This window comes from Rossellomorea oryzaecorticis (assembly GCF_038405515.1).
GTDB classification, from domain to species: Bacteria; Bacillota; Bacilli; order Bacillales; family Bacillaceae_B; genus Rossellomorea; species Rossellomorea oryzaecorticis_A.
In genome coordinates this window covers 1-12,345 of the sequence record NZ_JBBYAF010000063.1, presented here as the reverse complement: position 1 = coordinate 12,345, position 12,345 = coordinate 1, and the positions used below count along the sequence as shown (strand labels likewise).

The 12,345-nt window shown below is 43.4% G+C and carries 14 protein-coding genes, 1 tRNA gene and 1 other RNA gene; 10 read left to right on the top strand and 6 right to left on the bottom strand.

Going from position 1 to position 12,345, the window contains the following annotated elements; translation table 11 throughout:
• The first annotated feature begins 1 nt into the window (after window position 1).
• Window positions 2–94, top strand: a tRNA-Ser gene (locus AAEO50_RS20180).
• Window positions 95–539: 445 nt separating this feature from the next.
• Here the strand turns inward: AAEO50_RS20180 and AAEO50_RS20175 are convergent.
• The 3 genes from AAEO50_RS20175 to AAEO50_RS20165 all read right to left on the bottom strand — a co-directional run bounded on the left by AAEO50_RS20175 (window position 540) and on the right by AAEO50_RS20165 (window position 2,332).
• The gene (locus AAEO50_RS20175; protein WP_341986158.1) at window positions 540–899 is read right to left on the bottom strand and encodes a hydrolase; all 360 of its coding nucleotides are present in this window, start codon (window positions 897–899) and stop codon (window positions 540–542) included.
• A 124-nt stretch (window positions 900–1,023) separates the two neighbouring features.
• On the bottom strand, window positions 1,024–1,692 hold the full coding sequence (locus AAEO50_RS20170) for a deoxynucleoside kinase (RefSeq protein ID WP_341986157.1): 669 nt from the start codon (window positions 1,690–1,692) through the stop codon (window positions 1,024–1,026).
• Window positions 1,676–2,332, bottom strand: a complete 657-nt coding sequence (locus tag AAEO50_RS20165; RefSeq protein ID WP_341986156.1) for a deoxynucleoside kinase — start codon at window positions 2,330–2,332, stop codon at window positions 1,676–1,678. Before AAEO50_RS20165 ends, AAEO50_RS20170 begins: the two co-directional genes overlap by 17 nt.
• Before the next feature lie 896 nt (window positions 2,333–3,228).
• Here AAEO50_RS20165 and AAEO50_RS20160 point away from each other — a divergent pair.
• Window positions 3,229–3,936, top strand: coding sequence for a hypothetical protein (locus tag AAEO50_RS20160; protein ID WP_341986155.1), 708 nt, complete (start codon window positions 3,229–3,231; stop codon window positions 3,934–3,936).
• A gap of 6 nt (window positions 3,937–3,942) precedes the next feature.
• On the opposite strand, the gene AAEO50_RS20155 is transcribed toward AAEO50_RS20160, so the two are convergent.
• The gene (locus AAEO50_RS20155; protein WP_341986154.1) at window positions 3,943–5,223 is read right to left on the bottom strand and encodes a glycoside hydrolase family 18 protein; all 1,281 of its coding nucleotides are present in this window, start codon (window positions 5,221–5,223) and stop codon (window positions 3,943–3,945) included.
• 151 nt (window positions 5,224–5,374) lie between these two features.
• On the bottom strand, window positions 5,375–5,914 hold the full coding sequence (locus AAEO50_RS20150) for an isochorismatase family cysteine hydrolase (protein WP_341986153.1): 540 nt from the start codon (window positions 5,912–5,914) through the stop codon (window positions 5,375–5,377).
• Between the two features lie 87 nt (window positions 5,915–6,001).
• Between AAEO50_RS20150 and tadA the strand changes: the two genes are divergently transcribed.
• From tadA to AAEO50_RS20115, 7 genes are all read left to right on the top strand, one after another.
• Window positions 6,002–6,496 (top strand): tRNA adenosine(34) deaminase TadA, encoded by a 495-nt coding sequence (tadA, locus tag AAEO50_RS20145; RefSeq protein ID WP_341986152.1) that lies wholly within the window; start codon window positions 6,002–6,004, stop codon window positions 6,494–6,496.
• A 98-nt stretch (window positions 6,497–6,594) separates the two neighbouring features.
• Window positions 6,595–6,859: signal recognition particle sRNA large type (gene ffs / locus AAEO50_RS20140), an RNA gene on the top strand.
• 254 nt (window positions 6,860–7,113) lie between these two features.
• The gene (gene dnaX, locus AAEO50_RS20135) at window positions 7,114–8,802 is read left to right on the top strand and encodes a DNA polymerase III subunit gamma/tau (protein ID WP_341986151.1); all 1,689 of its coding nucleotides are present in this window, start codon (window positions 7,114–7,116) and stop codon (window positions 8,800–8,802) included.
• A 65-nt stretch (window positions 8,803–8,867) separates the two neighbouring features.
• Window positions 8,868–9,188: a YbaB/EbfC family nucleoid-associated protein gene (locus tag AAEO50_RS20130; RefSeq protein ID WP_341986150.1), complete on the top strand. Its 321-nt coding sequence runs from the start codon at window positions 8,868–8,870 to the stop codon at window positions 9,186–9,188.
• 11 nt (window positions 9,189–9,199) lie between these two features.
• Entirely contained in the window at window positions 9,200–9,796 is a 597-nt protein-coding gene (gene recR / locus AAEO50_RS20125) for a recombination mediator RecR (RefSeq protein ID WP_032087163.1), read from the top strand.
• A gap of 17 nt (window positions 9,797–9,813) precedes the next feature.
• Window positions 9,814–10,032 carry a YaaL family protein gene (locus AAEO50_RS20120; RefSeq protein WP_341986149.1) on the top strand — a complete coding sequence of 73 codons (219 nt, stop codon included), beginning with the start codon at window positions 9,814–9,816 and terminating at the stop codon, window positions 10,030–10,032.
• Window positions 10,033–10,093: 61 nt separating this feature from the next.
• Window positions 10,094–10,357, top strand: a complete 264-nt coding sequence (locus AAEO50_RS20115; protein WP_341986148.1) for a pro-sigmaK processing inhibitor BofA family protein — start codon at window positions 10,094–10,096, stop codon at window positions 10,355–10,357.
• Window positions 10,358–10,466: 109 nt separating this feature from the next.
• On the opposite strand, the gene AAEO50_RS20110 is transcribed toward AAEO50_RS20115, so the two are convergent.
• A complete protein-coding gene (locus AAEO50_RS20110) occupies window positions 10,467–10,946 on the bottom strand; it encodes a PaaI family thioesterase (RefSeq protein ID WP_341986159.1) in 480 nt (159 codons plus the stop codon).
• A gap of 210 nt (window positions 10,947–11,156) precedes the next feature.
• Between AAEO50_RS20110 and AAEO50_RS20105 the strand changes: the two genes are divergently transcribed.
• Window positions 11,157–11,978, top strand: coding sequence for a hypothetical protein (locus AAEO50_RS20105; RefSeq protein ID WP_341986147.1), 822 nt, complete (start codon window positions 11,157–11,159; stop codon window positions 11,976–11,978).
• The last annotated feature ends 367 nt before the right edge of the window (window positions 11,979–12,345 follow it).

Sequence of the window (12,345 nt, the reverse complement as noted above, 5' to 3'; positions counted from 1 at the left end):
CGGAGGAATACCCAAGTCCGGCTGAAGGGATCGGTCTTGAAAACCGACAGGGGTGTTAAAGCCCGCGGGGGTTCGAATCCCTCTTCCTCCGCCATTGATTTATTAATAAACCTAGCGCATAAAATTTGGAGATTTTAAATTCGTTACTGGAGATGTAACGAATTTTTTTGGTTTCTATAGATTTTTATAAATTGATAATAGTTAGAAAATTTATGGTTTTGAATACCGCTTTTGATTTCCGTGGAAGACTTCGCTTTCCGCGGGTGACCCGTGAGCCTCCTCGTCGCATGCGCTCCTGTGGGTTAGAAAAGCGGAGGCGGCTCGCCCAGAGGCGACAAGCATAAGACAGGGCAGCCATAAAGGCGGTTTTTGCCTTTTTGGATGGCATGGCTTATGTCTCGAGCCTCTAGCCGCCGGAGCTGGACAGGTCTCACCTAACTCGCTTTTCCCGCAGGAGTCTGCGTCTTCCACTCCAATCAAAAGCTAGAGCCGGCTAAAACTCAAAAAATAAGCCCTGTACCAATGTACAAGGCTTTTCCTTATTTTAAATTCTCGATATCTTGTCTTGTGTTCGTATCATTGTTGTAGTTCAGGACGCCCATTTTTTTGATGTTTGTGCGTGTTTCGTCGGTCCCGAGTTTGAAGATCATTTCATAAATTTCTTTCATGGAGTGGTCATACTGGGCATTTTCCGGATCTTTATGGTATTCACGGAATGGAATATGCGCTCTTGTAAACGTCGACATCTCGTCATCATGATTCTTTTCTAAGAGTGTCTTCAGTTTGGTGACTTCTTCTGGAGTAGCGTGAATTTGATAACTTACACTTTTCGCTTCTTCGGCATGAGGTACGATATCGCCGCTGCTAATATCTATAAAGTACGTATTTCTCGTTTCCATGCTAATTCATCTCCTTAAATTCTTTTCTTTATATACATACCTCCTATCGGGTGGATATAAACGAAAGACGAAGTGTTCATAAAAAAGAGGTGCCGTCCAACATGGGCGGCACCTCTTGTACTTATTAGCTCTTTAACATTCTTGTTTGTTCAATGAAATAACCGATACGTTCCACGATCGGCTCAATCGAATTTTCATCGTTGACCAGATCATATTCACTGATATCCAGGCGTAGAACAGGGCATGCGTTAAAGGAGTTGATCCAGTTTTCATAACGTTGATGCATTTCTTCCCAGTATTCAGTCGGTGTTTGCTGTTCCATCGGACGGCCGCGTTCACGGATGCGGTCGATCACGTTATCAAGAGAACCTTCCAGGTAAATAAGAAGATCTGGGTGAGGGAAGTAAGGGGTCATCACCATTGCATCGAAAAGACTTGTATACGTTTCGTAATCAACGTCTGACATATTGCCTTTTTCATGATGCATCTTGGCGAAAATGCCTGTATCCTCATAAATGGAGCGGTCCTGGATGAAGCCGCCTCCGTATTCGAAGATCTTCTTTTGTTCCTTGAAACGCTCTGCCAGGAAGTAAACCTGAAGGTGGAAGCTCCAGCTCTTAAAGTCCTGATAAAATTTATCCAGATACGGATTGGTATCCACTTTTTCAAACGATGTACGGAAGCCAAGGGCATTTGCCAATCCGTTTGTCATCGTAGATTTCCCGACTCCGACTGTTCCGGCAATGGTAATGACAGCATTGCTTGGGATGCCGTATTTATTGCGAAGATTCATGATAGTGAACTCCTTTTTTTAGTGTAGTGTCTAATTGAGTTAGAATACTGTCCAAATCGTCTTTGTTTTGGACGAAGTCAATGTGGTCGCCATTATAGCGAAGAACAGGGATATCCGGGTGAGTTTCTTCAAATGTGTTCATATATTCTTCATAATCCAATGATAATTGCTTTAAGTAAAGAGGGCTGATTTTCTTCTCGAAGTCTCTGCCTCTTTTTTCAATGCGTTTCAGCAGTGTATCCAAACTGGCATTCAAGTAAATCACCACATTGGGTCTCGGCATGTCAGATGTCAAAATATCGTAGATCTTAAGATACTTATTATACTGCTGCTCATCCTTCAATGTACGCTTAGCGAAAATGATATTTTTCAAGATATGATAATCCGCTACAACCGATTTATTTTGAGAAATATAGTACTTATCGATATCTTCCAGCTGCTTGTATCGATTGCATAAGAAAAACATCTCTGTTTGAAAACTCCACTCTTCAATATCATCATAAAATTTATCCAAAAACGGGTTTTCATCAACGATTTCTCTTAATAAATGAAAATGGAAGTGTTCAGAAATCGCTTTTGCCAGAGAAGTTTTTCCTACTCCAATCGGGCCTTCAACCGTGATGAAAGGAATTCTCCCCATTTAATGTCCTCCTCATATTACGACAATCTATGTGTTTTTATCAGTGTATAAATAAATTAACGACAGGAATTATTGTAACACAATAATTGGGTGTATTGTTCAGGTTATTTACAAGATCCAACAAAATTCGGGCTTCTTATTTACATCGGTTATTTCATTCTTTTTTTACAGGAAAACATAAAAAAAGCCTGCATTTAGGTTGATAATAGATTTTCCTAAATGCAGGCTTCTATTAATATTTATAATCCGCTGTTAAATACCGCTGTTGATTTCCGTGCAAGACTTCGCTTTCCGCGGGTGACCCGTGAGCCTCCTCGTCGCTCTGCTCTATAGGGTTTAACTGTCCAGCTCCAGGGCTTAGAGGCAAATGTCATAAGCCAAACCGACCAAGAAGGCAAAAAACGCCTTCGTGGCCGATTCGTCTTATGCCACACGCCTCTGAGCAAAGCCCTTCCGCTTTTCTGATAGGAGTCTTCGTCTTGCACTCCAATCAAAAGCTGGAACGGGTTAAAAACATCCATAAACTTTAACGAAGCTTTTAGTGAAAACAAAAATACCGGCATATAGGTGTTTATAGAATTACCTAAATGCCGGCTGCTATTTAATTTATTTTTTCGCTCCTTGAAGTAATTCATAAGTTAGCAAGATACCCTTTTCATTAACTGTTGAAAGGATATATAATTAAGAAAATAATCGAAGGATGTATTTTCAGGGAAATAATTGTGGTATTTTGTCTGATTTCAAATTTAAATATAGATACCTTGGTCCATATCGCCTGGCGATACAACCCCTGAAAGGTGCTAATAGTCACTTGTATCAATCATATCGCTGGGTGATATGGCTCTTGTATGTAAATCTAATACCCTTAAACTAAAAAATAAGAACGGAGGTATGATATGCGAAACGATATACAACCGTATGAACGGTCTTTCACTTCTAAGGAAGCGGCAGAACAAGCAGGAATTGCAACCCCTACAGTTCGGAAGTATGGCCAGATCTTAGAGAGAAATGGCTATGAGTTTTTTAAAGATGGTGATCGGAGGATCTTTGTTCAATCCGATATTGATGCGCTTATAGCGTTACGCGATACGGATAATCCCCTTGACGATACGGCCAAAATCCTTGCCCATCAACAAAAAGAAAGATTGGAATCACCCACTGGTACAGACATATCGCCAAGCGATACATATAGTCAATTACCACAGGATCCCAATCAATTAAAAGAAATCTTATCCTATTTAGCGAATGAACTTGCTGCTTCACGTGAAATGAATGTTCAAGTGGTGAATGAAATGAATCAGCTTAAGACCCAGGTGTCCAGGCTTAAGCAAGACCACCATGATTTAAGCTCCAATATTTCAAATTCAGCACAAAAAACGCAGCGTAAAATTGAAGAATTATCTAAACTTCAAAAGAGCCAATACGAATCGATGCTTGAACAGGAAATAGAAAAAAACGAACTTTTACAGACTGAATTACAGAAGATGCGGGAAGAGCAGCAGAGAGAATGGCGAGCCCAAAATGACTACAATAAACGCTTAGAAGAAGCGATACATAAACCAAAAGATAAATGGGACTGGCTTATCTCTCTATTCCGCAAATAAACAGCCTTATCTTTTCACCACGTTAAAATTATCTGTGATCAACAGCCAGTTCTGAGGGAATGATAAGCCCAGTTTCCAGTAGCTCATCCCCCTCAGCTTCAGTTCTTTCATGAGATCGAATTTTGCTTGGATGCTCCGTGCATCTTCAAACCAGACTTCGTGATCTTTTCCTTCAGCTGAGTATTTAAAGAATGGAGCTTGTGCTTTTGTATCATATTGAATGTTGACATTGTTAGCGGCTGCGATTTCAATCGCCTGCTGCGGACTGATCGCTTTCGCTGTCGTTCCAGGCTTGAATGGAAGCGTCCAGTCGTAGCCATAGAGATTCTGGCCCATCATGATTTTCGAGGCAGGCATTTCTGTCAGTGCGTACTCGATTACTTCCCGGACGGGTCCGATTGGGGAAACGGCCATGGCAGGTCCCCCGCTGTATCCCCACTCATAGGTCATGATGACGACGAAATCCACAATCTCCCCATGTGCTTTATAATCATGAGCTTCGTACCATTTTCCTTTCTGATCTGCGCTCGTTTTAGGAGCGAGAGCGGTAGAAAGCAGCCAGCCTTCCTGGTTGAAGCGCTGCTTTGCTTTTCGCAGGAATCGATTATATGCTTCCTTGTCCTCGGGACGCAGATATTCAAAATCGAAATGGATATCACGGAATCCATATTTTTTTGCAGTTTGGACGACGTTGTTTAAGAATTTATCCTGGATGGCCATATCATTAAGGAGGATGCGTCCGAGTTCATCATTGAACTGGCCCTCTTCCTGATTCGTAATCGCCATCATCAGAACATTTCCATTATCCTTTCCGGTTTGCAGCAGATTCCCCAAAGGAGGTTCCTGCAGCGTACCATCACGCTTCGCCTGGAAGCTGAAAGGAGCAAGGTATGTTAGATAAGGAGCGGCTTCTTTGGCACTTTCCTCAAGGTTAGGTGCCACTTCTTTCCCAAACGGTTCCACGTAGGCGTTGAATTCTGCACGTGTTTTCGGTTTTGGGGGAACATATAAACGCTGATTGACCTGAAGCGGCAGATTGGGCGATATGCCATTCACCCTCGCCAGTTCCTGATAAGGAACCCCGACTTTTTGGCCGATTGACCATAAGCTGTCGCCCGGCTGGACATAATAAAAGCTGCCGACGATCGGGATCACGAGCGATTGACCAATGACAAGATTATCCGGGTTCGGAAGCTCATTGGCTTCCACTATATCGTTAACAGTTGATCCATACGCTTGAGCAATGCCAAACAACGATTGGTTCGGCTGGACAACATGAATTTGCATACTAAGGCCCTCCCTTTGTCTTCACTATAATCAGCCTATGAAGAGGGAAGGCGGGTTATGCCGGTTATTTTTCATATGCTGGCTGCCGGGAGCCGGGCTCAAATAGGGTGAATTGAGCCCGGCTCGATTTACCTCAGTATTAAAGAAATTTCTATAATAATGTCCCGGTATCATCAATATTAGCTTTCAATACATTTTTCATCATCGTCAGCGCATAATGATTATCTTCTTCGCTGACTGAAGCAATCGCGTCTTTCGGTACATATAAAGTGAATTCCCTCATGTAGGCGTCATTTGCCGTGAACAACACACAGATGTTTCCTGCAATCCCCGTAAGAATGATGTTTTTTATCGACAGATGATGAAGCAATGTATTAAGGGCTGTACCGTAGAAAGCAGAGTGCTTAGGTTTGATGAGAAAGTAATCGTCTTCAGACGGGCGCAGCGGGGTAATGATATCTGCACTTATTTCGTTATGGCATTTTTCATAAATCAGGTTCAAATCCGCTTTCCACAGTTCATAGTGATCATTAATATAGATAACGGGATGGCCTTTCTTTTTACAGTAATCGCGCAGGTCGTTAATCGGTGAAACAATCTTTTTTGTATGCTGTGCCAGCGTCTCGCCGTGTGAGAAATCAAATGGATTCATGATATCAATCACCAGGAGAGCAGTATCTTTAGGTATCATCGTGTCGGCCCCTTTCCTTTATAGTTTGGAATAATTGGTGAAGTTTTATAAAATAAATAGAAGGAATCTATCTGGTAGGAGTTCTGTATGAAAACAAGAGAAGAATATTTTATGATGGAAGCGCTGAAAGAAGCGGATAAAGCAAGAGAGATCAATGAAGTGCCGATTGGCGCTGTTGTCGTGATGGGGGACGAAATCATCGGGCGCGGCTATAATCTAAGGGAAACGACCCAGAACGCTATCACCCATGCAGAAACCCTCGCCATTCAGGAAGCGTGTGAAAAAGAAGGAACATGGAGACTTGAAGGTGCTGAACTTTATGTCACACTTGAGCCTTGTCCGATGTGCAGCGGTGCCATCATTCTTTCGAGGATTGAGAAAGTGGTGTACGGGGCAGCGGATCCGAAGGCCGGTTGTGCAGGCACGCTGATGAATCTTCTGGATGACAGCCGGTTTAACCACCAGTGTGAAGTGGTCCCGGGGGTGCTGGAGGAAGAATGCGGTTCGATTCTCTCCGATTTTTTCAGGGAACTCCGGGCAAGGAAAAAGGCAGAGAAGAAAAATAAACCATCTTCCTTGTAAATAACTTACAGGTACAAACCATTGCTTTTTAACGTAAACCCTAGTATACTTAATCTTGCGTCGTTGTTGACGCAACTTAATATTTGGTATCAATTTTGCCGTGCTAGGTGGGGAGGTAGCGGTGCCCTGTACTCGCAATCCGCTCCAGCGAGGCCGAATTCCTTTCCGAGGCTTGCATACTGTAGGGCCTGCCTCAAGTAAGTGGTGTTGACGCCTGGGTCCTGCGCAATGGGAATCCATGAACCATGTCAGGTCCGGAAGGAAGCAGCATTAAGTGGAAGCTCTCATGTGCCGCAGGGTTGCCTGGGCCGAGCTAACTGCTTGAGTAACGCCTATGGTTGCTTGTCGACGAAAGGTGCACGGCAGTTTCATACATATACAACAGCTCATCCTTTATCGGGGTGGGCTTTTTGTTTGGAATTGTGCTCGTTCAAACTTTCCGAATTCAGTCCCCGGTTTTCTTTGTAATCCTGCTTGAAATTACGTTATAATAGATAAGATCATATATGGAAAGTGTCATCGGATGAATTTCTCATTGCGACAGATTGAATATCCTGGAATGGAAACACTCATGACGCTTTTAACGTACTATACATAAAAGAAGAGGGGGGAGTATTTTGGCATATCAAGCATTATACCGTGTATGGCGTCCGCAGTCATTTGTAGATGTCGTTGGACAGCAGCATGTTACGAAAACACTGCAAAATGCTCTCCTTCATCAGAAAATTTCCCATGCGTACTTATTTTCAGGGCCGAGGGGGACAGGGAAGACGAGTGCAGCGAAGATCCTAGCCAAAGCGGTCAACTGTGAACGTTCACCCATTGCCGAGCCTTGTAATGAATGTGATGCATGTAAAGGGATCACGGACGGATCGATCCCGGATGTGATTGAAATTGATGCTGCTTCCAACAATGGAGTAGAGGAAATACGTGACATACGCGATAAAGTAAAGTATTCACCGAACGTCGTTGATTACAAGGTATACATCATCGATGAGGTTCATATGCTTTCCATCGGGGCATTCAATGCGCTTTTGAAAACATTGGAGGAACCTCCGAAGCACGTCATTTTCATATTGGCGACGACTGAACCCCATAAGATTCCGCTCACGATCATCTCCCGTTGTCAGCGTTTTGATTTTAAACGGATCACGGCCATGGATATCGTGGGAAGGATGAGTCACATTGCGACAGAGTCGGGTGTGAACTATGAAGAGAATGCGCTGGCGGTCATCGCAAGGGCGGCTGAAGGCGGGATGCGTGATGCACTCAGCTTGCTGGACCAAGCGATTTCCTTCAGTCAGGATATCGTGACGGTTGATGATGCGTTAACGGTCACGGGTGCAGTATCTCAAGGGTATTTAAACACACTAGCCCGGTCGATCCTTGAGAAAGACGTTTCGAAAGGCTTGGGCGCACTCGAAGAACTCCTTTTCCAAGGGAAGGATCCGGCACGATTTGCGGAAGACTTCATCCTTTATTACCGGGATATGCTTCTGTACCAAACAGCACCGAATCTTGAAGAGTCGATGGAACGGGTCATGCTCGATGATGAATTCAAGGAGCTTGCAGAACGCACGAAGGCAAATCAGATTTATCAATATATCGATGTGTTGAACCAAGCAGGACAGGAGATGAAATTCTCCAATCATGCCCGCATCTATTTAGAGGTTTCCATCGTGAAACTTTGTCAGCTCGAAGCACCTGTGAGCTCGTCCTCACCAGAAGTCGGCGAGATGATGAAGAAGATCCAGGCGCTTGAAAAAGAAATCCAGCAGTTAAAGTCTGGCGGCGTCAAGGTCCAGGCCGAACCTGCAGCACAGCCGGCTAAAAAACCTGCCCGTGCAAAAAAAGGATTCCGTGCGCCAGTCGGACAGATCCAGGAAGTCCTCAGGAATGCAACGAAAGAAGACCTTAACCTGATCAAGGGCCGCTGGGGCGACATGATGGAAACGCTGAATCAGCGTCAAATGCGTTCACAGGCTGCCCTGTTAAATGATGCAGAGCCGGTTGCAGCAACAGAGGGTTCATTTGTGTTAAAATTCAAGTATGATATCCACTGCCAGATGGCAATGGAGAACCAGGCTTTCATCTCAAGCATGGATTCCATCCTTCAAGAGCTCACGGGCAACAACTACTTCCCGATCGGAATTCCTGAAGATCAGTGGATCCCCTTAAGGGAAGATTTCATCCGCCACTCGCAAACGGAAACAGGAGAGGGAGAAACGGGTGAGACAAAAGAAGAGGATACAATCCTATCGGAAGCAGAGAAGATTGCAGGAGACCTGGTGGAAGTCAAAGATTGAAGATTGAACTGCCACATCTAGTGTGTGAATAATTTTTATAAAAAAACGATGGAGGTCATGAGACTATGCGTGGAATGGGTAATATGCAAAACATGATGAAACAGATGCAGAAGATGCAAAAGAAAATGGCAGAAGCACAAGAAGAGCTTGGTGAAAAGCAAATCGAAGGTTCAGCTGGCGGCGGTATGGTCACTGTTATCGTTTCAGGTCACAAACAAGTTCTTGATGTGAAGATCAATGAAGAGGTAGTCGATCCTGAAGATATCGATATGCTGCAGGATTTAGTGCTTGCTGCAACAAACGAAGCTCTTAAGAAAGCAGACGAATTAACGAACTCTACTATGGGTCAATTCACTAAAGGAATGAACCTACCGGGAATGTTCTAGGAGGCAATATCATGCATTATCCTGAGCCTATATCAAAGCTGATCGACAGCTTTATGAAATTGCCAGGCATTGGGCCGAAAACCGCGGCCCGACTGGCTTTTTTTGTACTTAGCATGAAAGAAGACACTGTATTGGACTTTGCAAAAGCACTCGTGAATGCAAAACGTAACTTAAGCTACTGCTCTGTCTGCGGTCACATTACAGACCAGGATCCCTGCTATATTTGTGAGGATCAACGAAGAGATCGCAGTATCATCTGTGTGGTCCAGGACCCTAAAGATGTGATTGCGATGGAGAAGATGAAGGAATATAACGGTCTCTACCATGTCCTTCATGGTGCCATTTCTCCTATGGATGGAATCGGCCCGGAGGACATCAACGTACCAGACCTGATTAAACGTCTTCAAAGTGATGAGGTGCAGGAAGTGATCCTTGCGACAAACCCGAATATCGAAGGCGAAGCAACCGCCATGTATATTTCGCGTCTCGTCAAACCATCCGGCATCCGCATCACACGGATTGCACACGGTCTGCCTGTAGGCGGAGACCTCGAATACGCGGATGAAGTTACATTGTCAAAAGCCCTTGAAGGAAGAAGAGACGTTTAATAAGGGAGAGAGCATCTATGTTTTTCCGTAAAAAAGGGAAACTCAAACGAGAGTACGATCAAACGCTGCTCCGCACATTGGATGAAGCGAAAGAACATTGGAACCAGCAGCGAAGCATTGATGAGATGAGTGTAGACTACAATCTGAACCTTCACTGCTCTTCAAAAATTGCTGAAGCAAAATATTTTTTCTTATTTAGAGAAGCGAAACATAGAAAGATCGTCATAAAAAGGTAGACAACCTTCATATCCTTTCAATAAGAGATCATTAATGTTCTAAGTTGAGAGGAGAGAAGGTATGAACCCGGTAATCGTCATTTCTGTAATCAGCGGACTCATCGTCCTTCTGTTAGTTACAGGTACACCCATCAAACCATTGCGATTCGTGGGACAAGTCGCCATGAAGGTCATGATCGGGGCACTATTTCTATTTTTCCTTAACGCCTTTGGCAGTCAGTACGGAATCCACGTCCCCATCAATTTAGCGACTTCCTCCATTTCGGGAATCCTTGGCATTCCGGGAGTGGTGGGACTGACGGTGATTCAGTTGTGGATTGTGTAATTTTAAGAATCAGCAGCCTTTTTTAGGGCTGCTTTTTCTATATAAAAAATTAATTAAGAAAAGCCTCCCTCTTTTCAAAGAACCAGGGAGGCTTTATACATTTCATACTTCAGTTTTTCAAAAACGTCTCCGGCATCACCACCGCCACCACTTCACCCCGTGCGCATAACTTTCCTTCAGCATAAACTTCAGTATCCACTTTAAACTTCTTTGGGTGGATCTTTTCTACAGTGCCAACTGCTTTTAATGGAACATCATGAGGAGTTGGTTTCATAAAGTCTACGTGCAGGGAAGCTGTGACGAAGCGGGGAGGTTCTTGTCCTTCCCCCACAGTCCTGCCATTCAACCTATGGAGCTCTATGGCGGCCGAGCCGGTTCCGTGGCAGTCGATCAGTGAAGCAATCAATCCGCCATACACAAATCCAGGAAGAGCGGTATGTTCGGGTTTAGGTGTATAAACCGTCACTGTTTTCTCCCCCTCCAGGCCAGTGCGGAAATGGTGCCCATCTTTATTCATTCGCCCGCACCCATAGCACCAGGCAAAATCTTCAGGGTAATCGTCTTGTATTGCATGCTTGATTTCATCCATTATATATCGCCCTTTCCAGTTTAAAATAATCTTCTCCACTTCTCTTCTTCTATTAAACATGTATAGCTTCCTCTATTAATAAGCTTAAAAAATATCTATTCTTTATAAAAAAGGAATGGTATAATTTGGATTAGACCGCGCATACTTCTCCCTTCCTCTATCTTTTCCCTATCTATTTATTAAAAATTGAAGAAAGCTGGTGGTTTATTGATGAAAGGAAGAATTGTCCACGAAGATTCAAACACACGTATTTGGCTGCAGGAATTCAAACAGCCCGGGGAGCATACGGAACTGCTCGAAAATTTGAAAATCAGCCAGGAATTCAACATGAGGCCCCGCGGGTTAATGGAGTACTACGGCAAAGACCTCATCGCCTACAAAAAAGAGCAGATGGCCAATGAAAAACGAAATGATTTTCTCCGAACATTTTCTCATTACATGACTGATCACTTGGAAGATGACTGTCCGCCATCATGGAAAGAATGCCCCGCCTCCTTCTGGGAAGAATTAATCTTCGCCTACCTCCCGCATTACACCAAAATCACTCCAAAGAAAAATTACTCAGAGACTTTCCTTCTTCAATTAAGAAAATTTGTCCGTTGGCTCGATAAAAGGAAAGATACCGCCTTTTTAAGTTTAGTTGATGGTTATATTTCAGATGGGACACCCATCCTGAAGAAATGCGAAGGCCTTCTAAACTATTTATTCTTGAAAGACTTTCCGCGTTTCCACCATTCAGATTGGGATCTCGAAGAAGACCAGAAGCGCTGGGAAGAATCGCTTGAAAAATACCGAACAACGATAGACGGTATGTTCCAGGTTTCTGCTTTTGCTGATGAATGCGTCATCCTCAAGGACCTCAATACTCATCATACGTATTTAACAAAAAGTCTCCCCGTAAACAAACTATCAACCAAAACGATCATTACAGGCACCATCGGACAAAAATCCCATGAGCTTGTATGGGATTGGTTAGCCACTATCAATGTCTTTCCTCAAAAAGGAGAAAAGTATATTCGCAGACCCAATTGATCATTCAACCATACCCGGTTAATAAGAGAGGTCGGGTATGGTTGTTTTCTTGGAATGAAAGAGACATATTTATAGAGACTTCTTGGTAGGGAAAGAGTCTTAAATGATTCTTTTCAAAAAAAGGTATAATTAGTATTGACTCATTACTAGAAAAGGTGCTATTATATTCCTTGTCGCCAAAACGACGCGAAAAACAAATTTCAAAAAAAGCTTGACGCTCTATGATGAAAAATGTTATATTTAAGAGGTGCTCATGAGAGCTCAACTTAATACATTGAACCTTGAAAACTGAACAAAACAAGACAATACGTCAACGTTAATTCTAGATTTACCGCAACGAGTAATCGTTGCAAAAAGAGCTATTCAA

Bases quoted from the DNA above. Each gene is read 5' to 3' on its own strand.
- AAEO50_RS20110 (WP_341986159.1), bottom strand. From the start codon at position 10,946: ATGGATGAAATCAAGCATGCAATACAAGACGATTACCCTGAAGATTTT.
- AAEO50_RS20165 (WP_341986156.1), bottom strand. From the start codon at position 2,332: ATGGGGAGAATTCCTTTCATCACGGTTGAAGGCCCGATTGGAGTAGGA.
- AAEO50_RS20105 (WP_341986147.1), top strand. From the start codon at position 11,157: ATGAAAGGAAGAATTGTCCACGAAGATTCAAACACACGTATTTGGCTG.
- AAEO50_RS20150 (WP_341986153.1), bottom strand. From the start codon at position 5,914: ATGATACCTAAAGATACTGCTCTCCTGGTGATTGATATCATGAATCCA.
- AAEO50_RS20170 (WP_341986157.1), bottom strand. From the start codon at position 1,692: ATGAATCTTCGCAATAAATACGGCATCCCAAGCAATGCTGTCATTACC.
- AAEO50_RS20130 (WP_341986150.1), top strand. From the start codon at position 8,868: ATGCGTGGAATGGGTAATATGCAAAACATGATGAAACAGATGCAGAAG.
- recR (WP_032087163.1), top strand. From the start codon at position 9,200: ATGCATTATCCTGAGCCTATATCAAAGCTGATCGACAGCTTTATGAAA.
- tadA (WP_341986152.1), top strand. From the start codon at position 6,002: ATGAAAACAAGAGAAGAATATTTTATGATGGAAGCGCTGAAAGAAGCG.
- AAEO50_RS20115 (WP_341986148.1), top strand. From the start codon at position 10,094: ATGAACCCGGTAATCGTCATTTCTGTAATCAGCGGACTCATCGTCCTT.
- AAEO50_RS20175 (WP_341986158.1), bottom strand. From the start codon at position 899: ATGGAAACGAGAAATACGTACTTTATAGATATTAGCAGCGGCGATATC.
- AAEO50_RS20155 (WP_341986154.1), bottom strand. From the start codon at position 5,223: ATGCAAATTCATGTTGTCCAGCCGAACCAATCGTTGTTTGGCATTGCT.
- AAEO50_RS20160 (WP_341986155.1), top strand. From the start codon at position 3,229: ATGCGAAACGATATACAACCGTATGAACGGTCTTTCACTTCTAAGGAA.
- AAEO50_RS20120 (WP_341986149.1), top strand. From the start codon at position 9,814: ATGTTTTTCCGTAAAAAAGGGAAACTCAAACGAGAGTACGATCAAACG.